17 protein-coding genes, 1 tRNA gene and 1 pseudogene are annotated in these 23,461 nt (G+C 69.7%); 7 read left to right on the top strand and 12 right to left on the bottom strand.

From position 1 onward, the window contains the following. Positions 1 to 167: 167 nt before the first annotated feature. Positions 168 to 1,529 carry a methyltransferase domain-containing protein gene (locus tag ABZX96_RS20650; RefSeq protein WP_355546406.1) on the bottom strand — a complete coding sequence of 454 codons (1,362 nt, stop codon included), beginning with the start codon at positions 1,527 to 1,529 and terminating at the stop codon, positions 168 to 170. 216 nt (positions 1,530 to 1,745) lie between these two features. Between ABZX96_RS20650 and ABZX96_RS20655 the strand changes: the two genes are divergently transcribed. Further along, on the top strand, positions 1,746 to 2,150 hold the full coding sequence (locus ABZX96_RS20655; protein ID WP_355546408.1) for a globin: 405 nt from the start codon (positions 1,746 to 1,748) through the stop codon (positions 2,148 to 2,150). A 291-nt stretch (positions 2,151 to 2,441) separates the two neighbouring features. Here the strand turns inward: ABZX96_RS20655 and ABZX96_RS20660 are convergent, their stop codons facing one another. From ABZX96_RS20660 to ABZX96_RS20690, 7 genes are all read right to left on the bottom strand, one after another. Further along, positions 2,442 to 3,314, bottom strand: coding sequence for a hypothetical protein (locus ABZX96_RS20660; protein WP_355546410.1), 873 nt, complete (start codon positions 3,312 to 3,314; stop codon positions 2,442 to 2,444). Then, positions 3,311 to 3,766 carry a thioesterase family protein gene (locus ABZX96_RS20665; protein WP_355546412.1) on the bottom strand — a complete coding sequence of 152 codons (456 nt, stop codon included), beginning with the start codon at positions 3,764 to 3,766 and terminating at the stop codon, positions 3,311 to 3,313. The genes ABZX96_RS20660 and ABZX96_RS20665 overlap by 4 nt, the downstream gene beginning before the upstream one ends. Positions 3,767 to 3,771: 5 nt before the next feature. After that, entirely contained in the window at positions 3,772 to 5,436 is a 1,665-nt protein-coding gene (ettA, locus tag ABZX96_RS20670; RefSeq protein ID WP_355546414.1) for an energy-dependent translational throttle protein EttA, read from the bottom strand. A 674-nt stretch (positions 5,437 to 6,110) separates the two neighbouring features. Then, complete coding sequence (locus ABZX96_RS20675; protein ID WP_355546416.1) at positions 6,111 to 7,589, bottom strand: Cys-Gln thioester bond-forming surface protein; 1,479 nt, start codon at positions 7,587 to 7,589, stop codon at positions 6,111 to 6,113. A 774-nt stretch (positions 7,590 to 8,363) separates the two neighbouring features. Then, complete coding sequence (gene ssb / locus ABZX96_RS20680; RefSeq protein WP_355546418.1) at positions 8,364 to 8,978, bottom strand: single-stranded DNA-binding protein; 615 nt, start codon at positions 8,976 to 8,978, stop codon at positions 8,364 to 8,366. Positions 8,979 to 9,296: 318 nt separating this feature from the next. Beyond that, positions 9,297 to 11,612: a GTPase gene (locus tag ABZX96_RS20685; RefSeq protein WP_355546420.1), complete on the bottom strand. Its 2,316-nt coding sequence runs from the start codon at positions 11,610 to 11,612 to the stop codon at positions 9,297 to 9,299. 74 nt (positions 11,613 to 11,686) lie between these two features. Continuing rightward, positions 11,687 to 13,681: a GTPase domain-containing protein gene (locus ABZX96_RS20690; protein ID WP_355546422.1), complete on the bottom strand. Its 1,995-nt coding sequence runs from the start codon at positions 13,679 to 13,681 to the stop codon at positions 11,687 to 11,689. A gap of 312 nt (positions 13,682 to 13,993) precedes the next feature. On the opposite strand from ABZX96_RS20690, the gene ABZX96_RS20695 reads away from it, so the two are divergent. Next, positions 13,994 to 14,066: transfer RNA gene (locus ABZX96_RS20695), tRNA-Arg, on the top strand. Here ABZX96_RS20695 and ABZX96_RS20700 read toward each other — a convergent pair. The 3 genes from ABZX96_RS20700 to ABZX96_RS20710 form a co-directional block, all read right to left on the bottom strand. Then, a complete protein-coding gene (locus ABZX96_RS20700) occupies positions 14,028 to 15,935 on the bottom strand; it encodes a recombinase family protein (RefSeq protein ID WP_355546496.1) in 1,908 nt (635 codons plus the stop codon). The two genes, ABZX96_RS20695 and ABZX96_RS20700, sit on opposite strands and share 39 nt — an antisense overlap. Before the next feature lie 300 nt (positions 15,936 to 16,235). Continuing rightward, positions 16,236 to 17,135, bottom strand: coding sequence for a DNA methyltransferase (locus ABZX96_RS20705; protein ID WP_355546424.1), 900 nt, complete (start codon positions 17,133 to 17,135; stop codon positions 16,236 to 16,238). Between the two features lie 40 nt (positions 17,136 to 17,175). After that, on the bottom strand, positions 17,176 to 17,874 hold the full coding sequence (locus tag ABZX96_RS20710; protein WP_355546426.1) for a hypothetical protein: 699 nt from the start codon (positions 17,872 to 17,874) through the stop codon (positions 17,176 to 17,178). Between the two features lie 380 nt (positions 17,875 to 18,254). Between ABZX96_RS20710 and ABZX96_RS20715 the strand changes: the two genes are divergently transcribed. The 5 genes and pseudogenes from ABZX96_RS20715 to ABZX96_RS20735 all read left to right on the top strand — a co-directional run. After that, positions 18,255 to 18,461 carry a hypothetical protein gene (locus ABZX96_RS20715; RefSeq protein WP_355546428.1) on the top strand — a complete coding sequence of 69 codons (207 nt, stop codon included), beginning with the start codon at positions 18,255 to 18,257 and terminating at the stop codon, positions 18,459 to 18,461. A 108-nt stretch (positions 18,462 to 18,569) separates the two neighbouring features. Continuing rightward, positions 18,570 to 18,968, top strand: a complete 399-nt coding sequence (locus tag ABZX96_RS20720) for a type VII secretion target (RefSeq protein ID WP_355546430.1) — start codon at positions 18,570 to 18,572, stop codon at positions 18,966 to 18,968. Further along, positions 18,965 to 20,257 carry a putative T7SS-secreted protein gene (locus ABZX96_RS20725; RefSeq protein WP_355546432.1) on the top strand — a complete coding sequence of 431 codons (1,293 nt, stop codon included), beginning with the start codon at positions 18,965 to 18,967 and terminating at the stop codon, positions 20,255 to 20,257. The genes ABZX96_RS20720 and ABZX96_RS20725 overlap by 4 nt, the downstream gene beginning before the upstream one ends. Beyond that, positions 20,254 to 20,955 (top strand): hypothetical protein, encoded by a 702-nt coding sequence (locus ABZX96_RS20730; protein WP_355546434.1) that lies wholly within the window; start codon positions 20,254 to 20,256, stop codon positions 20,953 to 20,955. Before ABZX96_RS20725 ends, ABZX96_RS20730 begins: the two co-directional genes overlap by 4 nt. 948 nt (positions 20,956 to 21,903) lie before the next feature. Further along, positions 21,904 to 22,451: pseudogene (locus ABZX96_RS20735) on the top strand (AraC family transcriptional regulator); the annotation flags it as partial. Between the two features lie 720 nt (positions 22,452 to 23,171). Here ABZX96_RS20735 and ABZX96_RS20740 read toward each other — a convergent pair. Next, a complete protein-coding gene (locus ABZX96_RS20740) occupies positions 23,172 to 23,432 on the bottom strand; it encodes a hypothetical protein (RefSeq protein ID WP_355546436.1) in 261 nt (86 codons plus the stop codon). Between the last annotated feature and the right edge of the window lie 29 nt (positions 23,433 to 23,461).

Genomic DNA, 23,461 nt, shown 5'->3' on the forward strand with positions numbered 1-23,461 from the left:
GCCCGGAAGCGGAGGGCGGGAGACGGACGAGCCCCGAAGCCGGAGGGGGTGGAAGGGCTGAGGAGCGGGAGGATCGGAGGATCAAAGGGCCGGCCGGAGGATCAGAGAGCCGGTCAGAGGGGCAGAGGACTCAGAGGGCCGAAGGCTCGTCACCCTCCCCCGCTCCCTCACCCCAACGCCCACCGCTCCGGCCCACCCGGGTCGTCCAGCCACACCCACTGGCGGTCGCCCTCCACCGTCAGGCCGAAGCGGTTCCGGGCCGGGCGGTTCTCGCGCCGCCACAGCTCGTACACCTGCGTAGGTGAACGGGCACCTGCGGCCAGGGCAAGCAGGAAACGGAACCCCCCGTCCCGCAGCGCCGCCCGCGGCAGCCCGTACACCGGAGCACCACCCCGGAACCGGCCGCTCCCGCCACCTGAACCGACGCCGCTCCCGCCACCGGAACCGACGTCGGCCCCTCCATCAGAGGCGGATCGCAAGCCGGAACCAAAGTCGGAACCGAAGCCGGGACCGCCACCGCCACCACCCCCGGCGTCCGGCCGCCGCGCCCGCCCGGCGCCACCGGCCGCGCCTGTCCCTGCACGAACGCCCCCGTCCCGCCCGTCCGCGCCCTCCCCTCTCAACGGGACGAAGAACACCGGCGTGGGCAGGAACCGTCCCTCCGCACGCGGCGTGCCACCCCGCCGCTCCGCCACCCGGAGCGCGATCAGACCGGTCGCCAGCGGAGCGAGGATCAGTCCTCCGGGCACACACTGTTCGACCCACGCGGGCGGTACGGAGGGCAGCGCGCAGGTGGCGACGACCCGGTCGAAGGGTGCCCGGGACGGGCAGCCGAGGGCGCCGTCGCCGGTCACCACGACGGGCCGGTGACCCGTCGCGGCCAGCCGTTCCCGCGCGGCCTTGGTGATGTCCTCGTCCACGTCGATGGTGGTCACCCGCTCGTCCCCCAGCCGGTGGGCCAGCAGCGCCGCGTTGTACCCGGTACCGGTCCCGACCTCCAGCACCTCGCAGCCGTACGCGTCCGCCCCCGCCCCGCCCCGGTCGGTGACGTCCTCCACCCGCAGCGCCTCCAGCATCATCGCCATCAGCGAGGGCTGGCTGCTGGAGGACACCAGCGCGCCGTCCCGCAGCCACGTGCCCAGCGCGTCGTCGGCGTACGCGCCCGCCAGCCAGCGCGCCCGGCGCCGGGGATCGGGGTCCGTGGCGGACAGCCGCTCGTACGTGCCGCCGAGGACGTTCAGGAAGTAGTGCGGCACAAAGAGGTGGCGCGGCACCTCCTCGAACGCCGCCCGCCACCGCGGATCCGTCAGCCGCCCGGCCTCCCTGATCGACCGCACCAGCCCGGCCCGCGCGACGGCCGCCTCCCGCGCCACGGGATCCCCGCTGCTACGGGTGCACTCCAGCCGCCGCTGAGCCCCCTCGGCCTCCCACCGACCACCCGCACCACACGCGTCGCGTACCTCACACACACCGTCCCGGGCATCGTTCCGCCCGCCGCCCGCCGTGCCGTCCGCCATGCCGTTCGTCATGTCGCACCGTCCCGCGTCCCCACGCGCGTCCGTCCGCCGAACCCGGGGGCCGGGCCGCCCACCGCCCTGGCGCACCTACGAGGAGCCCCGTACCAGCCCGGCCGCGGCCCGACGTCCGTCCGGCCCTTCCCCCACTGTCCACTGTCCTACGTCACCGCCACCGTCCACCGTCCTACGTCCGAAGTCCTCCGCCGAGCCGTCTGCCACCATGGATGGGTGAACGAGATTCCGCGCGGCACGCTTCAGGAGCAGACCTTTTACGAGCAGGTCGGTGGCGAGGAGACCTTCCGACGGCTGGTCCGCCGTTTCTACGAGGGAGTGGCCGAGGACCCACTGCTGCGGCCGATGTACCCGGAGGAGGACCTGGGCCCTGCCGAGGAGCGACTCGCGCTCTTCCTCATGCAGTACTGGGGCGGCCCCCGGACGTACAGCGACCGGCGCGGCCACCCGCGCCTGCGGATGCGGCACGTGCCCTTCACCGTGAACCGCGCCGCGCACGACGCCTGGCTCAAGCACATGCGGGACGCCGTGGACTCCCTCGGCCTGCCCGCCGAGCACGAGACGCAGCTGTGGAACTACCTCACGTACGCCGCCGCGTCGATGATCAACACTCCGGACTGAGGAGCCAGCAGACGGACACGGGGGCGAGGATCGGACGACGTGGGACGGACGCCGTGGAGCGGACGAGTTCGGCGCCCCCGCCCCGGAAACCGGGCCCGCCCCGCCCCCAGACACGGCAACTGCCCCTGAACAGCACGGGAAGCCGGGCCGGAACATGATTCCGGCCCGGCTTTCCGTTGTCGTTATGGGATCCCCGCCACAAGTCGTACAGCGTCAGTGACACCGTCGGACACGGGCCAGGGCCACAAGAAAACACCCTGTGACCGTACGAACCAGCCGGCCCGACGCGGCTCAAGCAGGGCTGACCGACAGCCCCGAGATCCCGCTCACCCGCACCGCCACCGACCCGTACGGCGTGCGCAGGCGCAGCCAGCTCCCCGCGGCGAGGAGCGTGAACGGGGAGGGGACGAGGGCGGTGGCCGCTCCCGCGTCGCTCTCGCCGGTGCGGGCCGCGGGGACGGCGCGCGGGGCGCGCAGGAAGCCCAGGGCCTGGGCGGCGTGCAGGGCCCGCAGCGGGAGGTGGGTGTCGCCCAGCGTCCGGGACCAGATCTCGCGCCCGATGCGGTCGCGTTCGGCGCGGGTGCGCCGCTCGGGCGGCAGCCCCTCGTCACGGGCGCGGAACTCGCCGACCGCCGCGGCCAACGTGCGGCCCAGCGCCTCCGGCGCGGGCAACCCGGGCACCTGGCGCCAGCCGCCGCGCGGCGGCAGCACCCCCGCCCACGGCGGCCCGGTGACGGCCCCGGGGACGACGAGCGTGCCCGTCTCCTCCGCGATGCCGTCCAGCAGCTCCCCGGCGGACACGGTCACATCGAAACCGGGCCCGGGGGTGTCCGCCCCGGGGGTGTCCGTCCCAGGGACGGCGCCGGATCCGGAAGTGTCATCAGGCCCGGGATCTCCGACAGACCCGGGAGCGGTGCCAGTCCCGGGAGCGGTGCCAGTCCCGGACGCAGCACCAGCCCCGGCAGCGGTGCCGGTCTCCTCGGGCGCCAGCCGCGCCGTCCGGATCGCCAGCACTTCGAACGACGGGGGGCGGCCGAAGACCGCGAGCACCCCGTCACCGACCTGGAGCCGCACCGCGGCGGCCCGGTCGTAGTGGATCAGCCGGGCCAGGAAGGCGGCGAGGTCCGCCGCCTCCCCGGCATCGGCCAGGCGCAGCACCGTCATGCGGCGACGGTCCTCTCGCCCGCCCCGGCTCCGTCGCCCCCGTCGGCGCTGTCGTCCATGTAGACCTCCAAGAAGGACCGTTCCTCCGCGGTGACACGGCGCGGACGGCCCTTGTCGAGGTCGTAGGGAACGACGACGGTCGAAGCCCGGGCGTAGACAACGTCTACGTCCTTGATCTCATAGGCGATCGTCAGCGACGCGGCACCTATCTTCGTCACCCACAGCTCGATGGTCACCGGCTCGTGCCGGTGGACCAGCGGTCGCACGTAGTCGATCTCGTGGCGGGCCACCACGGACCCGCCCGAGAACGCCGTGCCCCCGTCGCCCGGCGCCAGCCGCCACATGAAGTCGATCCGCGCCTCTTCGAGGTAGCGGACGAACACCGTGTTGTTGACATGGCCGAACGCGTCCATGTCCGACCAGCGCAACGGGCAGGAGTACAGGTGTCGCACGCCGGTCAGCCCCGGGTGAGCTTCTTGTACGTGGCGCGGTGCGGACGCGCCGCGTCCGGGCCGAGCCGCTCGACCTTGTTCTTCTCGTACGACTCGAAGTTGCCCTCGAACCAGAACCACTTGGAGTCGCCCTCGTACGCCAGGATGTGCGTGGCGACGCGGTCCAGGAACCAGCGGTCGTGGGAGACGACCACGGCGCAGCCCGGGAACTCCAGCAGCGCGTTCTCCAGCGAGGACAGCGTCTCGACGTCGAGGTCGTTGGTCGGCTCGTCCAGGAGCAGCAGGTTGCCGCCCTGCTTGAGGGTCAGCGCCAGGTTGAGGCGGTTGCGCTCACCACCGGAGAGCACACCGGCCGGCTTCTGCTGGTCCGGGCCCTTGAAGCCGAACGCGGACACGTAGGCGCGCGAGGGCATCTCGACCTGGCCGACGTTGATGTAGTCCAGCTCGTCCGAGACGACGGCCCACAGCGTCTTCTTGGGGTCGATGTTGGCGCGGCCCTGGTCCACGTACGAGATCTTGACGGTCTCGCCGACCTTGATGTCACCGGAGTCCGGCGTCTCCAGGCCCTGGATCATCTTGAACAGCGTCGTCTTGCCGGCGCCGTTCGGGCCGATGACGCCGACGATGCCGTTACGCGGCAGCGTGAAGGACAGGTCGTCGATGAGGACCTTGTCACCGAACGCCTTGGAGAGGTGCTCGACCTCGACCACGACGTTGCCCAGGCGCGGCCCCGGCGGAATCTGGATCTCCTCGAAGTCCAGCTTCCGGGTCTTCTCGGCCTCCGCGGCCATCTCCTCGTAGCGGGTCAGACGCGCCTTGGACTTCGCCTGGCGGCCCTTGGCGTTGGAGCGGACCCACTCCAGCTCTTCCTTCAGCCGCTTGGCGCGCTTGGCGTCCTTCTGGCCCTCGACCTTCAGGCGCGTGGCCTTCTTGTCCAGGTAGGTGGAGTAGTTGCCCTCGTACGGGTGCGCACGGCCGCGGTCGAGCTCAAGGATCCACTCGGCGACGTTGTCCAGGAAGTACCGGTCGTGGGTGACGGCGACGACGGTGCCGGCGTACTTGGCGAGGTGCTGCTCCAGCCACTGCACGGACTCGGCGTCCAGGTGGTTGGTGGGCTCGTCGAGGAGCAGCAGGTCGGGGGCCTCCAGCAGCAGCTTGCACAGGGCCACGCGGCGGCGCTCACCACCGGAGAGGTTGGTGACCGGCCAGTCGCCGGGCGGGCAGCCCAGCGCGTCCATGGCCTGCTCCAGCTGGGTGTCCAGGTCCCACGCGTTGGCGTGGTCCAGGTCCTCCTGGAGCTTGCCCATCTCCTCCATCAGCGCGTCGGAGTAGTCGGTCGCCATCAGCTCGGCGACCTCGTTGAAGCGCTTGAGCTTGTCCATGAGCTCGCGGGCACCGTCCTGGACGTTCTCCAGGACCGTCTTGCTCTCGTCCAGCGGCGGCTCCTGGAGGAGCATCCCGACGGAGTAGCCCGGGGACAGGAACGCGTCGCCGTTCGACGGCTGCTCAAGACCGGCCATGATCTTCAGCACCGTGGACTTGCCGGCGCCGTTGGGGCCCACGACACCGATCTTCGCGCCAGGCAGGAAGTTCAGCGTCACGTCGTCAAGGATGACCTTGTCGCCGTGCGCCTTGCGCGCCTTGCGCATCGTGTAGATGTACTCAGCCAAGAGAAACCGTCCGGCAGTCTGGATCTGTCATGGTCAACATGCGGCTCCGCCGCGTGGGCCGATGTGCGGCTCCGCCGCGCGAGGCAGATACACCCCATCTTGCCGTACCGCCACCCCACGAAGGAAACGGGTGGTGCCGGGGGCACGGGCGCGACGACGGCCGCAGGGCCCGGCGGGACACCGGATCGGGGGCTTGGCGGCGGGCCTGAGCGGGGGGTCCGACCGGTCGCCGGTTCGTGATCGGGAGTGGGCGGTGGGGGGCCGTGGAACCGACCGCGGGGGATGACCGCGAGGACCGGTCGCGGGGCTGGCCACGGGGACTGGGCACGGGGAGTGACGGGACGGTTCGTGGCCGCTCGATCACTCAGCCGTTTGTAGGCGTTCAGGCCTTGCCTTCGGCCCGTCCGCTTCCTTCCCCCTGTCCGCTTCCGTCGCCCCGTGCGCTTCCCTCGCCCAGCCCGCTTCGTTCGCCCAGCCCGCTTCGTTCGCTCGGTCGGACGGGCCTGCGGCCGAGCGGCTCGACCCTCGTCCGCTCAGCCGCTCGGCGGTCCGGGCACTGGATGCCGTGACCGTGACCCGGTGGCCCGTCCCCGGGATGCCCCGCACTGCCGCCCGATCACCGCACGGCCCCGGCGCCCGGCCCCGGGATCACTCGGCACCGACTGCCGGAGCGATCAGCTCCCGGCCTTCTTCCTCCGGAGGAGGAACACCGTGCCGCCGCCGACCGCGACCAGGACGGCCGCGACGCCCGCGATCACCGGCGTGGCGCTGGACGCACCCGTCGCGGCGAGGTCGCCCGCCGAGCCGCCGTTGCCGTTGCCGCTGCTGTTGCCGTTGCCGGGCACCGTGGCGTGCTCCATGGCACCGGTGCCGCCGTGGTCGGCGCCGGTACCGCCGGCCGCGGCCGGACCCAGATTGGCGGAGGGCTGGTTGCCGCCACTGTTACTGGCGGTCTCGCAGTCCAGGACGCCGGAGAACGTCTTCTCGTAGCCTTCGTCGCCCTTGACCTCGATCTCGTACGACCGGTCCTCGCCCACCGGGACGGTGATCGTCTCGGACTTGCCCGGGGCGACCTCGTGGGCCTTGCCGGACACCTCGAAGTGGAACGGCTTGTCGCCCTTGTTGGTGGCGGTCACGTCCACGCCGCCCTTGGCGCAGTTCTTCTCGGCGCTCACGGCGGGAATGGCGCCCTCTTTCTTCCAAGAGCCCGTGGCGGTCGCGGTCACCGTGGAGTCGCTGGAACCGGCCAGGATCTGGGTCTGGCTCTTGGCGAGCGCTCCGATGCCGGTGAACGCACGGCCGACCGCGACCTTCGCCGTGGCCTGGACCGTCAGCGAGGCGGCGCCGTCGGGCGCGCCGGCCGGCACATCGAAGAAGAGCTTGCTGCCGTTCGTCGCGCGGGAAACCGGCTTGCCGTCGGCGCCGACGATCTTGACGCCCTTCGGGGTGCCCACGCCCGGGCTGACCGTCACACCGGCGGCGCTGGTGCGGACCGTCACCGGGCCGATACGACCACCGGTCTTGCCGGAGACGGCCGGCGGGTCCAGCGTCAGCGAGGCCTTGGGCTCCGCGAGGGCCCGCGCATTCGCCTTGGCCGCCTTCTCCAGATAGTCCGCCAGCTTGTCGGCGGCCGGGTTCACCGCCTTCACCTTGACGTCGTCGGAGAACCGCCAGATGGCGACCTGGGTGCCGGCGGCGGCTGCCTTCTCGGTCAGCCGGCCCTTGATCTTGGCCTGCTTGGCGAGCGCGGCGAGGTCGTTGACCTGGGGGTAGGAGTGCTGGAGGATCCAGCGGATCTTGCCGGCGTCCTTGTTGTCGTGCAGGGAGGACTCGCTCCAGTCCACCTCTTTGTACTTTGCCTGCTGCTGGGTCGGGTTGTGGATGTCGATGCAGTAGGTCTGCAACGCCCCGCCGTTGTCGACCGCCATCTCGAAGAGCCCGGCGCCGACTCTCTGCTCCCCGCCGCCGTCACGCACGATCGCCTGGTCGTAGACCTTCAAGCCGCTGAGGGTGGCGGTGGCGCCTCCGTGCGAAGGTACGGTGTCCTCCGCCGCGGCGGGCCCCGCGGTGGCTATCGCGCCCACCGCCACAAGCCCGGGCACCAGGGCTGCGGCGGCAAAGCGCGCGACACCCCGCCTCTTCACAGAAATCATGAATTTCCCCTCTGGGCGAGGCGCGTGATGGGGGGGGTGCCTCGCCGGTACGGGCCCAATGGCCCAACAGCCGCAGTGCTTCAGTCCCCGTGAGTACCCGTCGGATCCTAGAGAGCGGCTACACCACAACCCCTGGTAAGACCGTCGCATAAGCGATCCGAATCACAATCGTTACCGGCAACCACGCCTCTGACCTGGGATTATCGACAAATCGTCAGGACGTTTCCGGACACTGACGCCCCATCAGGCAAGTCCCGCCCGGATGGCCAGATCCCCCATTCCGCCACCTTTGCGGAAGCATGGACCGAGATCGGGCTTTCCTCGTCTCGACCGAGGGCGACTTTCCCCCGCACTTTGGGGCGCCCCCTCCCCCCTCCCCCCTCCCCCCGCCCCTCCCACTTCCCTCCCCCCTCCCCTTACAAGTCGCCTTCTCGCACGACGGAGAACCGAGGACCGAACCCGTTTTTCCGACGCTCTCCCGGGCTTTTCCGCACCATGCCGTGCTGCTGGTCCTCTGTCCCCCTTGCCGTGCCGGCCTTCCGTCCCCATGCCGTGATGACCGACCTTCTGTTCCCCGGGCCGCCGTTTCGCCCCGACGTCCCGCACCACAGCCGTGACGCCCATAGTCAGAAAGGCTCACCCGGGCCCAGCCCTCGTCCGCTGCGGCAACCCGGCACCCTTCGCCCTCGGCACCCCAGCTCGCGTCACCCGGGCCCTTCGCCGCGGCTCCGCAGCCCACGTCGCACCGGCCCCCCTTCGCCCCGGCTGCTGTCATCACCGCCGCGCCGCTGCTCCCTCCCTCTCCCCCTCTATGTCTTCTGTCGCCGAGGGGCCGGTCGCTACCGCCACCGTCTGGACTGCCGACCCGGCCTTCGCCCGTCCGCCTCCGCTTCCACCTCCACTTCCCTCTCCACCGTCATGGCCGGCGCCGTCCTCACCCCGCCCCGTCGGCAGCCCCGCAGTGGTGTCCGCGCCCCGTGCCGTCGGCGGTCGGTGTTGCGGGACCGGTTCCGTCCGTACGCGGGACACCCGTCGGAAGGCCGCGGTGCCCCGTGCGAGGTCGTGGCCGATCGCGTCGGCGTCCACGTCGGCCGAGAACCAGCGCTTGCCTCCCCGCTCCTGGGGCTGCTCCCCTTCTCGGACGCGCAGCCGTCCCCGTACGACGAGCGGCTCGCCGACCGCCACCGAGGCCGCGACGTTGTCCGCGAGCGACCGCCAGGCCCGCACCGTGTAGAAACTCGTCTCCCCGTCCGTCCAGCCGCGTTCCTTGTCCCACCGCCGGGTCGTCGTCGCGAGCCGGAACCGTGCCACCGGCACCCCGGTCACCGTCTGCCGGTGCTCCACCGCCGTCGCGGCGTTTCCCACCAGCGTCACCGTCGTCTCGTTCATGCGATTCGCCTCCCCCGTCGTCACCGGCTTCCTCGACCACCGGTGTCCCGTGCGTGAAAGCCATGGTGCAGGGAATCGGCAAGTCCCGCCGGGGCCTGTGGACAACGAATCCGCCCACTGCCCTCTGGGGAAAATCCCGTCACCCGTGTGGGTGGTGACCCCGGACGCTCACCGCGCCTCGCCGCCATACCCCCGGTCCGCGTGCGGCCCATTCCAGCCCGTCCACCGGCAACGAAAGACGCAGATGCACGGCAGCACCCGCCCCGCCCCCTCGCCACCGAGCCGCCGCCCGCTCCCCCGCCAGCGCTTGAATTCGCGCTAGAACCCCGCCGCCACCGCGTACCGCTCCCGGACCTCCCGGTAGCGCAGCAACTCGGCCGCGACGGGCTCCAGGACCCGGGCCCGGCCGCAGCCCGCCGCGGCGGTGCGCAGGCGCTGTTCGGCCTCGTGTCCGTAGCGCCGGGCAGGGCCGCGGGCCGCGACCCCGCACACCCAGGCCACCAGCGGCCCGCCGAGCGTGCCGACGGCCACCGGCAGCAGGGCCTTGACCCACCAGGCCGCGGGTTCGGGCAGCCCCGTCACCGCACCCAGCAGCAACACGAGCCCCACCGCTTGCAGCACCAGCAGCACCGCCTGGGCAGCGGCGGCCACCGCCCACCAGCGTGGCCGCACAGAAGGCCCGGTCCGCAACGCCGCGTCGGCGATCACCACCACCTCGTCCAGCGCCTCCGGCAACCCGTACGCGCCCCGCTCCGCGGCCTCGCGCACCGCCTGCGCCCAGGGGGCGGGCAGCCCGTACGCCGCCTCGGCCGCCACCGCCCGCACGGCCTGTTCCACCACCGGACGCGCCGCGGCCCGCCCGTCCACCGCGCCCGGCTCCACCGTCCCCGCACCGCGTCGGTACCCCGTCCCCCCACCCGCCTGTCCGTGCCGCGCGCCCGTAAGACCCGTACCACTGTCCGTACCCGTTCCGGAGCGTCCGGCCGCCCACCGCACCATCCGGCCCGCGGCCCGCCGCACCGCCCACAGTCCGGTGCGGACTCCGGCGGGCCGGCGCCACGGCAGCCCGTAGGCCCGCCGGGCGCACCGCAACCAGTCGCGTTCCGCGACGCACCCGATGGCGACCGCGCCGACCGCCTCGGCCAACCGGTCCTCGAACTCCGTGCGCGCCCGCTCCGTCAGCCCCACCTGCCCCTCCGCCGCGCAGGCCGTCCGCAGCCGCGCCGCCGCGGCGTCCACGTCGGCGGCCAGCCGCCGGTCAGCGGCCTGGCGACCGGCGACGAACCGGCCGAGGAGCTCGCGCAGCTCCCCCACCCCCTCCCCGGTGGCCGCGGACAGGGCGAGCACCGTGGCGCCCGGTTCGCCGTGTTCCCCCAGGGCCACCCCGTCCTCGTCCAGCAGCCGGCGCAGGTCGTCCACCACCTGATCGGCGGCTTCCCCGGGCAGCCGGTCCACCTGATTGAGCACGATGAAGCTGACCTCGGCGTAACCGGCCAGCGGACGCAGGTACCGCTCGTGCAGGACCGCGTCCGCGTACTTCTCGGGGTCCACCACCCAGATCACCGCGTCGACCAGTTCCAGCAGCCGGTCCACCTGCTCGCGGTGTCCGGTGGCCGCCGAGTCGTGGTCCGGCAGGTCCAGCAGGACGAGTCCGCGCAGCTCGGCGACGCCGGACAGCGGCGCGTGGCGGCGGCGCGCCGGGACGGCCAGCCGCCGCAGCAGCCCGTCCGCGGCGGACCGCTCACCCGCCGCCCACACGCACGCCACCGGCTCGGCGGTCGTCGGCCGCCGCGCCCCCACCTCGGAGCGCTGCGCCCCGACCAACGCGTTGAACAGCGACGACTTCCCGCTCCCAGTGGCCCCCGCGATGGCGACGACGGTGTGCTCGCCCGACAGCCGGGCCCGTTCCTCCGCCGCGTCCAGCACCCGGCTCGCCTCGGCCAGCGTCCGCCCGTCCAGGCGCGTGCGCGAGAGGCCGATCAGCTCGCGCAGCGCCTCCAGCCTGGGACGCAGCCCGGCCGCCACCTCGTGCCGTTCCTCGCGCGCGGTGCGTTCGTACGCGCCACCACCCGCTTCCTCCGACGAGCCATGGTCGCGGCCTCCCTTCCGGGGCCCCGTGGCCACCGGGCCGTAGACCGCGCCCGTCGTCCCGTACACCGCTTCCAGCACCGCGTCCACGGCCCGCCGGCGTTCGGCGTCGGCCTCGTCCCCCTCCCGCGCCCGGCGCGCGATCAGCCCGTCGTCCCAGATGGCGGACGCCGCCACCGGGCTCCCTGAGGACACTCCACGGGGACCCCCTGAAGACGCACCACGGGGGCTCCCTGAAGACGCACCACGACGCCCCTCTGATCCGTCGCGGCGCCCTACCGATCCGTCGCGGCGCCCTACCGATCCGTCGCGGCGCCCTACCGATCCGTCATGGCGCCCTACATGCTCATCACTGAACGCTTCACGTTCGTCGTCCCGCCCCACGTGATCACCGCGTTGCGTTCCGCGCCCGCCGTCTCGCCCATCCTGATCGTCGCATCGCGCTTCCTCCCCACTCCGCTGTCCTTCCTGACCGCTGAAGAGGCCAAGCTGCCGAGCCCCGCGTCCTTCCGGGCCCGGCCCGCCGGACGCCCGCCCACCTGCCATCTGCCTGGTGGACGCCCCTCCGTCCCATCCCGGTCCCGTCCCTTTGGGGGCCTCGCCGGCTCCCTCCCTCACCGTCACCGCGCCACCATTCCCATCCGTTTCGCGTCCTTCGCCCGCTCCCTGGCCCGTTCCCGCTCCACCACGGACAGCGCGGCGATCAGTCCCACCTGATGGGCGGACGGCACCCGTACCCCGCCCAAAGGAGCCAGCCGCCGTTCCCGCTCGCCATCCAGGGCGCGTTCCACACAGGTGGTGAGCAGCCGACCGCCCCGGTCGCGCAGCCGCAGCGCGCCCCGGGCTCCCAGAAGGTCGGCCAGCGTTTCCCCCGCCCTACGAGCGCGGCGGCCACCGACCAGCAGGGCGGCCAGCAAGGCCGCCACCCCTTCCGCGTCGGCACCGCCCGCACGCTCGCCGGCTCGCGCCCCGCGTTCCTCACGTGCCGCGCGTACCTCGTCCTCGGCCAGTTCCTCCACGCAACGGCGCCACCTGCGGACGACGACGCCCAACCGGCCTTCCGTCCCCGAGGATGCCTCCGCCAGCCCCCGGACCCCCCATTCGCCGAAAGCCTCCCGTTCGTCCCTTTCCGCGCCCTCCCCTGCTCCTCCCTGAAGGGACGCCGCGGCGGGGTCGCGGCGCCAGGAATCCGCGGCCCGCTCGTCCGCCTCCTCCACCGCGCACCGCAACAGGGCGATGAGCCCTCGGGTGAGTGCGTCCAGCAACTCCTCGTGATGCGCGCCGGCGGCGCGGTCCCGCCAGTGCGCCAACGCGTCCCCGGCCAGCGCGTCCCCGCCCGCGACCTGCGCGCGCACCCGGACGGCCGCCTCCTCGTACGCCTCCTCGACACGGTCGGCCAGCCGCAGCGTGGCGGCGTGCTGCGCGGCGGACGCGGCGGCCAGCGCGGGCGCGCGGGTGCGCAGGGAGGCGAGGATCCCCGTGGCCGTGCGATCGGCCACCGCGGCGCGGGCGACCGGGTCCCGGGCGTGCCGGATCAGCCAGTCCCGCAGGCCGGCCACCGCGGTAGCGGGCAGCAGACCGTTGCCGCCACCCGCCGATTCGGGCAGTTCGGGGATGGTGAACCGCGGTACGTGCCCCAGGCCGCTCCGCTCCAGCATGGCCGCGTAGCGCTCGGAGATGTCGGCCGCCAACTGGTGCGGCACCCGGTCCAGCACGCTCACCAGCGTGACGTCGTACTCCTTGGCCGTCCGCAGCAGGTGCCACGGCACCGCGTCCGCGTACCGCGCGGCCGTGGTGACCAGCACCCAGACGTCGGCCGCGCAGATCAGCTCGGCGGCCAGCTCACGGTTGCGGGCGACGAGCGAGTCGATGTCGGGCGCGTCCAGCAACGCCAGGCCACTGGGCAGCGCCTCGTCCACCTCCACCCTCAGGGGCGGCAGCCCCGGACCGCGCCCGGCCAGCCCTCCCCCGGTTGGGCCTCCCCCGGCCGACCTCTTCCCGCCCGCCGTCGGACGGCCCGTGGTCACCGCACCCCCGGTCACCACCCCATCCGTCGTCTCCCCGTCCTCATAGACGCCCTTATGGACACCCTCATAAGCACCCTCAAAGACGCCTCTGTACGCGCCGCTCCCATAGGTGCCCTCGCAGAGATCCTCATAGATGTCCTCGTAGGTGCCCTCGTAGGTGCCCTCGTAGACGCCCTCCCCTTCGTACGTCCCTTCCGGTCCATCCGGGCCGTCCTGCTCCGGCAGCCACACCCGGGCGAACCGGGGCAGCACCCGCTGCCCCGCGAACCAGTGCCGATCATCGGGATGGCATACGAGTACCGGCGTACGCGTCGTGGGCCGCAGCACCCCCGCCGTCGTCACCCGGCGCCCGACCAGCGAATTCACCAGTGTGGACTTCCCCGCGCCGGTCGACCCGCCGACGACGGCGAGCAGCGGCGCCTGAGGGAAGCGAAGGCGGGGCATCACATAGTCGTCGAGTTGCGCGAGCAGCTCGGCCTGCCCACACCGGGCGCGCGCGGCACCGGGCAGTGGCAGCGGGAAGCGTGCGTCACCGACGCGGTCGCGCAGTGCGGACAGGGCGTCGATCAGCCGGGGGCGTGCGTCCATGATTGCCACTCGTGCAGAATGCCCAAATTTGATGGATTTTTGAAGCATATGCCCCCTCGTGTACGCCACGCGAACTTGTACAAATAGGGATCAGTGACGCAGGAGGCGACCGCGACAGGAGAGGCTGAGGCATAACGAGTGCACAACACCCGACGCGCGAGAGGCCAAAAGCGATGCAGGATTCGTACCTGCCTGCGATTATCGGGACCGCTTCACCGAACCTCCACAACGTGCCACGGAGGTGAAGCAACCGGGACGAGGCACGCGGCCCCCTATCCTGGTCCGCGGTCCTAGATCCACGCCCACTATCCGGCCCCCGTAGCTCAGTGGATAGAGCAGGTGCCTTCTAAGCACTTGGCCGCAGGTTCGAGTCCTGCCGGGGGCGCTTCGAACATTGCTGGTCAGAGCCGTTGTCGGCCGGTGTGAGCGGCGCCACGACGCGTTGTGTCAAGCGGCTTAGCTCTTGCGCCGTGGCGGCGTGGACGGTCACCTGGAGCCGGATCTCGCGCCGGGGCCGAAGATAGTGCACCTCCAGTTGGAAGGCGTCGTAGAGGCGGCGCTGCTCGGCTTCGGGCAGATGGGCGATGCTGGTGCCGAGCCGGGGCAGCAGGTCGATGAGGGCCGTGTTGGGTCTCTTGTCGCCTTTGGTGATGCTGTTCTCGTAGTGGTGCAGCCGGGTGAGCAGATCGCGGCGCTTGCGCTCGTGGCGGTCGAAGCGTTCGCGGAGGGTGCGGCGGTATTCGCGGCTGGTGTCCGGGTCGCCGTCCTCGTCCTGGTCGTCGAGATCGTCCAGGAGCCGTTGCTTGCGGCGTTCGATGGCCTTGATCTCCTTGCGGAGCTCCTCCGCTCGCCGTGCGTCCGCGTCGTCGGAGGCGGTGGCCGCGGCGGCCAGCTGGGCGCGGAGGTGTTCCGTGCGGCGGGGGCCGAAGACGTGTTCGCCGAAGAACCAGTGGACCGCGCCCAAGAGGATCTTCTCGCTGACCCACAGGGCTTTGGGGTGCTGGTCGAACCAGTCGGCGTTGCGATGGTCGACCTCGTCGCGGTAGCAGACGAAGTAGGACAGGCCCTTGCTGGTCTTGCCGTACATGCGGCGTCCGCACAGCGCGCAGCGCACGTAGGAGCGCAGGGGGTAGGTGCGCTGGGTGGCGGGGTGGGTGTTGGGTTCGGAGCCGCTGCGCGAGCCCTGCCGGAATCTCTTGTTGGTCCAGACGAGGTCGAAGATTTCGCGGGTGACCAGGGGCTCGTGGACCGGGCGGGGGGACCAGATCCATTCGGAGACGGGGTTGAGCTGGTTGCCGCGCTTCTTGCGGGCCTTGCGGTTCCACACCTGGTAGCCGGTGTACTTGGGGTTCTCCAGGACGCCGCGCACCGCTTGCACGGTCCACAGGCCCACGGTGACCTCGGGCCGGTTGGCGACCGGCGCCGGATACGTCGTGAGGTCCTCGTTGAGGCGGTCGGCGATCTTTTGGTAGCCGAGGCGTTCCAGGGCGCGGAGCCGGAAGATCTCGGTGACCACCGGGCCGCGGGCGGGGTCGGGGATCAGCCGATGCTTGGTCAGGCCCTGTTCGCGCTTGGCGGGGACGGGGTGGGGGACGCGTTCGGCTTGGTAGCCGTAGGGGGGTTTGCCGACGTTCCAGCCCTGCTGGACGTGTTCGATGAAGCCGTCCCAGGACAGCTCCAGCATCTGCAGCACGTACCACTCCGCCACCGCCTGCTTGACCCGCCGGGTCAGGGTGGGGGTGGCCCGTTTGGAACTCTTACTGGTCAGGATCGGTTCGTCGGCCGCGCACAGGGCGACCCCGCACTGTTCCAGCTCGTGCTCGATCTTGGTGCCGAAGTAGGTGCGGCGGGCGACTCGTTCGATGGACTCGCAGATCACCGCGGCGAACCGGCGGTCCGGCGCGTGGGCTTCGCGCAGGAGGTCGTTGATGCCGCCGTCGCGGGGGATGGGGATGGCGAAGCGTTCGTGGGCGGTGCCACGGCCGCGGGCGTCGAGGTCCTTGCGGCCGGATTCGACATCGTAGAAGTGGGCGACGATCACCCAGCCGGGCGGGAGGGCGGCGCGGGCGTTGCGCAGCTGGCGGGGCAGGGACAGGGTCGGGTCTTGGGCGTCCTCGGTGGAGGTACGGCCCAGCCAGGCCACCGGCACCGGGGCCTCCGGTACCGGCCGGCCCGACTCCTGGGGCGACCACGGCAGGCCCGGCGGGGAGGGGGCGAGGGACATGAACGGGCCTGGGTCCGTGGACATGGGCATTCCTACCTTTCGGCTAGTGGCCGCTGCCGGCTTGGGAGGGTGGCCGGGGGGCGGGGGTCGGGTGGGCGGCGAGCCAGGTCAGGGCCTGATGGAGCGCGGCGGTCTGGCGCTGCTGGAGCGCCTGGCCGTCGCCGCCCTCAACCGTGACGTAGCGCACGCTCACCGTCAGCGGGGGCTTTGCCGGGGCGCGAGGGGCTGTCGCGTCCCCGGTGGGGTGGACGGGGGGCCATGGAGGCTCCGCTTCGGCCGCGTCGTCAAGACCATCCGCCCCGCGTCCGCCGAAATCTTCCGGATCGTTGGTCATCGGCGGTTGGTGGGCTCTGCCGGGGCGGGCAGTTCCTCGGTGGATCGGCGTCGGTGACGGCGTGGCGGGGCGGTGAAGAGGAGCAGGTCTTCGTGGGCGATGAGGTGGAGTGGGAGTCCCAGGCGGCGGGCGGCGCGGACGTTCTTCATCTGGAAGAACGACGGCCGGGTGATCAGACGCCCCTCGCGCACGCCGGCCAGGAGGGCCACGCAGCGTTCGGCGGGTACCAGCCCGGCCTGTTCGCCTGCGGCCAGGACGGCGGAGGGCAGGTCGATCAACTCACCGCGCTCGCGCCACGGGCGGGCGGTGACCGCGACCGTGCCGCCGGGGCGCAGCAGGGGGCGGCAGTGGGTGAGGATCTGGGTGAAGCCGGTCAGGAGGTCGTCGGTGCCGGTGTGGGCGAGATTGGCCGGGTCGCTGCCGTAGCGGTAGTCGCGCTTGACCACTCCACGCTGCCCGGTCTCCCGGCTGGAGCGGACCTGGCCGTGCAGGGAGTTCCCGTACGGCGGGGAGGTCACCACCAGGGCGATGCGGCCGTGGTGGCGTTCGGGGACCAGGTCCGGCAGGTGGCGGGCGTCACCGCAGTACACCTCCCCGGATCCGGTGGCGCCGCGTTGGGTGGCGTGGAAGAGGTTGCGGGCGGCGAGCTGCGCCCAGCGGGACTCATACTCCACCCCGAGGGCGTGGCGGCCGGTGCGGACGGCCTCCACCAGCGTGGTGCCGATGCCGCACATCGGATCCAGCACGAGATCGCCGGGGGCGGTGTAGCGGGTGATGGCCTGGGCGGCGATGGCCGGGAGCATCTTGGCCGGGTGGGCGGCTGACCCCTCGACGTAGCGGTCGGCGCGCTGGGCCGGGGCCGAGGTCTGGGCGGTCAGCCAGACGGAAGCAGACATGGGAAAGCCCTTCAACAGATGACGGGTGCTGGGGTGGGGCTCAGTGCCGTTGGTCGGCGGCGAAGGCCAGCAGGTCGCTGTGGACCAACCCGGTGGGCATCCCGGGTGGCGGGGTGGGCTCGATGCGGTCGCCGGACAGGTGACCGTGGACGACCACGATGTGCTGCAGATAGGTGAACCCGGCCGCGCGGGCCCCGGCGACCAGGGCGCCGAGCGGGTCGCACAGGCGCCCGGCGATGCGCTGCTGCCGGGCCGCGATCAGCAGCAGGCCGCCACCGGCGAGCAGGTGGTGGGTGCGGTGGAAGAAGCCCGGCCAGTCATCGCCCGCCACCGCCTCCGGGTGCGCCCCGGTGGGGAGGGTGGACAGGGCGTCGAGGTGGAGTTCGGCCAGGATCACCGCCCGGCGGGCCATCGGCTCCAGGGGCTTCCCCGAGACGTGGGTGCGGGCGTCCATGCCCGGCCGGGCGTCGGGGATGGTCAGGCGCAGCAGGGGCTGGCCGGCCAGGCGGGGGCGGGTGAACTCGTCCCGGATGCGGTCGATGGCCCAGTCCGGCAGGACGGCGGACCGCGCGGCAATCGGTGCGGCCTCGTCCGTCGCGGCGGGGGCGGGTGGGGGTGTTCGGGGACCCAGATGGCGGCCGGGGGCTGGGCGGCGGTCGGGCGGGTGGGCTGGGCGGAAGCGGGGTGGCGGTTCGGATTCATGTGAACGCGCCGGTGCGTCCTGCCCTCGTGCTGACACCTTCTATGGACAGATCCGGGCCTGCCAATGCCACGAACCCGGCTCCAGGACGGAGACAACTGCGCGCTTCGCCCCACGCCTGGCTGAAGCCACTCGTCACCGCACCGATGGGAAAACACCCAGGTCAACGGCCTATGTGCAAGTGCCCTGCCACGCCGGACGGACACCTTCCGTGCCCGACCCGACTTCAGCGGCGGAAACTTTCTTCAAAATTTTTTAGGTGCCTCCGCCTGCCCGGCTCATGGGGCGGATCTCGGCTGCTCTGCAGCCGATCCGCCACCACCGAGCCGGGCCCAATGGTCGGGAGATGACGGGATCGCGCCAACCGAGTCAGGGGATCGCCGGGGAACGGCGCGGTGGTGGCAGGGGTGCCTGGCGCGATGGCGACTGTCCGCACCTCGCCGTCTCCCATGCCGCCGCTCGCCCCCACCCCGGCCGGCCCGGACGGCGACGAGTACACCGTGCTCTGGCAGGCCGTCAGCAACCAGGTCATCACCCGCCCGACTGGACGGCGCAAGCTGACCCCGAACCACCTGTCCAGGGCAAGGTCCAACTGGAGATCGTCTAAATCGTTCCCGACCCGCTGAATCTCCACTCCGAAGTCGGTAGCGTGCCTCTCTGTGGCTGGAACATCAGCACCCCCGTGGCGGCCTCAACGGGGACAGCAATCACAGGTTTTGAGCAGAAGGAGAAACATGGGGGGATATTTCCGCATCGAAACGCAAGATATCGACCGGCTGCTGACTCAGTTGAAGAACAGCCAGTCAGATATGCGTTCGGCGCTGACCGCTTTGAAGGATGTTGGACCAAAGAGCACCGGCAGCGAAGCTTTGGACAATTCATGCGACGAATTTCACGACAGCTGGGACAACGCAATTAAGAAAATCGCAGACGGGGCAGAGCAGATCGAGGAGAAACTCAGGGCAACCAAGAAAAACTATGAGGCGACAGAAGAAGCCATACGCAATGCATTGAAGCAGGGCGAAAAACCGTCCGCCGAGCCTCGACCAACCCCGTCGAAGCCACCCGCAGAATCCGCCCCTTCCACCCCTTCCCCCTCACCCCAACCCAGTCCCAGCGGAGAAAATAAATGAGCTCTGACCAGTTTCCTAACATTGGTTTCAACCCCGCCCCTGGGAAATTGGAAAGCGTATCCAACCTCACACGCCAATTAACTAAAGCGACATCAAGCATAGAGAGTGCACACTCAACACTCCGGCGCATTGGCGGAGGAGGGAAGACCTGGGAGGGCGAGGCAGCAAACGCTTTCACTGAAAAGGTCGGCGATCTGCCGAAATACTTGGAAGACAGCTTGGATGCCCTACGCTCAGCCTCCAAACAACTGGATGCCTGGCACGGGAAACTTACCACGCATCAGTCGAAAGCGCGAGAATATGAGGCTGACGCCAAGGCCGCGAAGGCCCGATTGGATTCTGCAGAAGCCGCTCGCGATCGGGCAACATCCACTTACAATCAAGCGGCATCGCATCCCGACCTGAAACTGGCGGGGCAAACCTTCACTACGCAAAGCCAGCTGCAAAGCGCACAAGCACGCCTTGATTCAGCAAGCAACCGATTGCAAGAGGCGGGAAATAAACTGGATGAAGCGGGCAAGCACTTGAACGATGCCCGTGATGAGCTGGACGGCATCATAAAACAAGCCGAGAAACTGCTGGCAAAGCACCAGGCGGACGCGCGAACTATTGCCCAACAGCTACGCAAAGCAAACGACAGGGCGCCCGATCCAGGATTTTGGGAAGGCATGAGCGACGCCTTCACCAGACTCGGCCATAAAATCCAGAACTGGTGCACAAAACACGCCGATAAGCTGAAGAAACTGGGAGATATTCTCAGTGCGATATCCGGGGTACTTGCCGTCGCTTCACTTCTCACGATGTGGTGCCCGCCCTTGTCCGGAGCTTTCGCGCTCGCCGGTGGTGTAACAGCCTTGGGTGCACTCGGGGCACACGGAGCAGCGAAGATTGGTGGTGCAGATGTCAGCTGGAAGGACATCGGATTGGACGCATTCAGCGCGCTCCCCGGCGGAAAATTCTTGGCAATCGGCGCGACGGGAAAAGTAGGGAAGGCGTTCAATGCGGTAAAGAGTGATGCAGCCATCACCGGCGGCCTCAAATTCGTACTAACGGGCCAACGTCCCGTTCAAGGAGCTACAAATGCCGCAAAAAAGCTGTCAGAGATCAACAAACTCAAATTTGCTGAAGCTCCATTGAGTAAGTTGGCCGACAAACTGAACAACGTGCCGATGGATCCAAAAGCATGGTGGTACCGAGGGTCTTGGCTCGGCATCTCGGGTGGGGGAACTGCCCTCAAGGTTCCTGGACTCTTGAACTCTGACCCGCCAGCGGCAGGAGCCAAGCTGTGAGTGTTACACCAGCGGAAATCAACGAAGCCGATTCCATTCAATGGCAGATCCCCGAAGAATTTTACTCGTTGGGTCTGGAGCTAGGGCCTGCCGACCGAGCAGCGTACCTGGATCGTCTTGCAGCCGAGCTTTGGGCAACGGGTACCGAATATCAGCGGCAGACCGTTTCGAATTGGTATCAGCAGATCGCCGAAGCAGTGGCACAAGATGGCGCATTGGAGGCAGCATTCTGCGCTATGCGTATCGACGAAAGGATAACGACCGCCACTCTGTCCATCATGGCCCGGCCCTTCGAAGTTGATACCGAGATATCAGTGACGATTGCAGGACTCCTTGAAACGCTTTCTGTTGACTCCTCCACAGAAGTGACACGGGTGGACACGAAAGCGGGACCAGCGGTTCTCTCCCTATCAGCCATGCAGCTCACACAGGCAGAATTAGAGGGGGAAACGGGAAATTCTGACTCATTGATTATGGCTCAGGCCGTAGCCTACCTGCCGCTCCCATCGGTTTCACAGCTTTTCGTCCTCACACTCAGCACGCCGAGCATCGAGGACCTACCGGACTACATCGGAGTGCTGGCACGTATCACCGACACAGTGCAGGTCAGGACAGGCGAACTTACAGAAAGCGACACGCCCACAGCCATGCAGCACGATAATGCCTCCCAAAAAAGCATACGGGATGTTTTCGGATGACCAATGATCTCCCATCCGTTGCCCGTCCCAGACATCGCTTCGGGCTGCTCGTTCAATTCCTGACCCAGTGGGTGTACTTTCCACTCTGGTGCGTGCTGGTACTTGCGCTCGGCATTGCGGTTGTGCTCGCCTCGGCTGGGCTCAACCCTCCCAGGAGCTGGTTCAGCCCCGCGCGCGGGTTGCTCAGTTGGAGGCGCTTCAAAGCTGAGTGGTCCCGCGACCCGGAGGCCTGGCGCCACTATGCGCGTGAGAAAATTGTCGGACGGCTTGAAAAGGTAGCAGCAAACCCGACTTGGCACACTGTACATCCATCTTTACCCAGAGGCGGCGAGATTGCTGTCACCATCCCTGCCCGATTTTTCCGGGGGGTCGGTCCAGAATATGCGATTCAGTGTGCCCAATCCCTCGGATGGTCGACAGAATTAATCCCCGACAGTCGAGACCAGTGGCACCCGGGAGCTGTTCGAGCCTTTCGTCGACCAAATCAGTAGGTCATGAATAGGAAATGCTCCGGCCGGCGCCCAAGGGTGCCGGCCGGAGCCGCCAGCTGTCCTGCTGGCATCGGCCCGAAGACCCCGGCGATCGGTACCGGCGGCGAGATCTGCGACCCGGCCCCGGGCGCCGGACTCACCGGCGATCTGCCGGGGAGGGCCGGCCGTCGCTTGCGGCCAATCGTCCGCAAGCGACGGCCGGGGGCCGGGGCCCTGTTGAGCAACGCGGACGTGGACGGCGTGCGGCTCAACCGCTTTACCGCCAACACCCCGGCCGCCCATCGCCGCACTCCGAGTCCGGCACCAGCTGCGGGCCGCACCGAAGGTCCGTATCGGGGCTTCACATACCCCGTTCCTTCCAGAGGGACCGCCCCCCGGCAAGCCGCACGACCGGTACGTCCGGATGTGACAGGGAATCGTCATTGCGGCCATGAGGTGCCGTGGTGAGGATGGGGGCATGCCCAGTTCGCACCGTGTCGTCATCGCGTCTTCCTCGACGTCACCGGCCCGGCCGAGGTCTTCTCGCTGGCCAACCGGGAGACCGCGGGCCGCGCCGGATACGAGGTCCGCCTCGCCGGCCCGGTCGCGGGTGAGGTGCGCACGTCGGCGGGGGTGCGGCTGCTGACCGACATGGCCTTCGACGATGTCGGCGGGCACGTGGACACCCTGCTGGTGCCCGGCGCGGTCGACATGACCGACGAGGGCCCCCTCCCCCGTATCGACGGCACCGTCGTGGAGTGGGTGCGGGAGACCGCCCCGCACGCCCGGCGGGTCGCGTCGGTGTGTGTCGGCGCGCACGTGCTGGCGGCGGCCGGGCTGCTGGACGGGAAGACGGCGACCACCCACTGGTCGACCGCCGCCCAACTCGCCGCCGACCACCCGGACGTGACGGTCGACCCCGACCCGATCTTCGTCCGTGCCGACCGCGGCCGGCTGTGGACCGGCGCCGGGATCAGTGCCTGTCTCGATCTCTCCCTGTCCCTGGTCGCGGAGGACCTGGGCGAGTAGACCGCGCTGGCGGTGGCCCGGCAACTGGTGATGTATCTCAAACAATGGGCAAGCCGCATATAAAAGCTGACTTAAGCTAGGGAACTTGTTCGAATTTCACCTTGATGTGCCGCCCTCGCCACCCGGAAACAAGTCGATGAATCAGATGATGCCCCCACCCTCGACCTGCCGACCCGCTGCCGTTCACACCCAGCCACCTTTGGCATCATGCAGGTAGCGCCAAAGTACCGCCTACTCAAAGAGTATTGAGTTGTTGTTCAACAAAGCCAAGGGGGACAGCAAGGATTCCGGCCACAGAAATACCAAGGATCCCAAGGGCCATGGGAAAACCGGGAGGAGAACCATGGTAGGCGGGTCCTCCGACGCGAAGACAGAGGCGGCAGCAGCAGCGGCCTCGATCAACTTGTGACCAACTGACCAGCGACGCACCGGGCCCCCAATCCCCCAGAACGGCCGTGTCGGCAAGCCAACTGCCGCGGGTACGGGCGACCGCCGCCCGGGTGACCTGGTCAAACCGCCAAGTAGATCAGGAACACAGACTCTCCGCCGGCCCAGGCTTTGAGGTCCTTGTCGAGCGGCTACCACGGTTTGGGGGGCCGCCGCCCGGGTTGCCGGTGAGCGGCACGTCGAGCGCCTGGACCGGGGCCTTCCGCCGGGTCGTAGGTATAGGCTGAGTAAATGTACTTCCCACCGGAATGTCCGGGTCGGCCAACCGTGTCAGGAGCCTGGTGCCACTCCTAGGTCGACACGCATGACGTCACGCATCCCTTCCCAACGAAGCCACAGTCGTTGGAAGTCCGCTCGGACCTCGTCGAAAGAGCCATCCGGGTCCGGATTCCCCTCCTCCAGGCACAGGCCCCGGCGGTACACCTCGGAGAGGGCCACCGTCATTCCGTCAAGCTCGATCAGGACCTGCGCAGAGGCGATCATCTGAGCTTCGGCGAACGCGGCGTGATGGGCTTGCCTGGCCTCCTCCATCACTTCACTGACCTGCTCACGGCCCGAAC

This window comes from Streptomyces sp. NPDC003077, from assembly GCF_040611095.1.
GTDB lineage: Bacteria > Actinomycetota > Actinomycetes > Streptomycetales > Streptomycetaceae > Streptomyces.

Coding starts and splice junctions, on each gene's coding strand:
- ABZX96_RS20650 (WP_355546406.1), bottom strand. CDS start 1,529: ATGACGAACGGCATGGCGGACGGCACGGCGGGCGGCGGGCGGAACGAT.
- ABZX96_RS20660 (WP_355546410.1), bottom strand. CDS start 3,314: ATGACGGTGCTGCGCCTGGCCGATGCCGGGGAGGCGGCGGACCTCGCC.
- ABZX96_RS20675 (WP_355546416.1), bottom strand. CDS start 7,589: ATGATTTCTGTGAAGAGGCGGGGTGTCGCGCGCTTTGCCGCCGCAGCC.
- ssb (WP_355546418.1), bottom strand. CDS start 8,978: ATGAACGAGACGACGGTGACGCTGGTGGGAAACGCCGCGACGGCGGTG.
- ABZX96_RS20685 (WP_355546420.1), bottom strand. CDS start 11,612: ATGGCAGGTGGGCGGGCGTCCGGCGGGCCGGGCCCGGAAGGACGCGGG.
- ABZX96_RS20690 (WP_355546422.1), bottom strand. CDS start 13,681: ATGGACGCACGCCCCCGGCTGATCGACGCCCTGTCCGCACTGCGCGAC.
- ABZX96_RS20700 (WP_355546496.1), bottom strand. CDS start 15,935: ATGCCCATGTCCACGGACCCAGGCCCGTTCATGTCCCTCGCCCCCTCC.
- ABZX96_RS20705 (WP_355546424.1), bottom strand. CDS start 17,135: ATGTCTGCTTCCGTCTGGCTGACCGCCCAGACCTCGGCCCCGGCCCAG.
- ABZX96_RS20715 (WP_355546428.1), top strand. CDS start 18,255: ATGGCGACTGTCCGCACCTCGCCGTCTCCCATGCCGCCGCTCGCCCCC.
- ABZX96_RS20720 (WP_355546430.1), top strand. CDS start 18,570: ATGGGGGGATATTTCCGCATCGAAACGCAAGATATCGACCGGCTGCTG.
- ABZX96_RS20725 (WP_355546432.1), top strand. CDS start 18,965: ATGAGCTCTGACCAGTTTCCTAACATTGGTTTCAACCCCGCCCCTGGG.
- ABZX96_RS20740 (WP_355546436.1), bottom strand. CDS start 23,432: ATGGAGGAGGCCAGGCAAGCCCATCACGCCGCGTTCGCCGAAGCTCAG.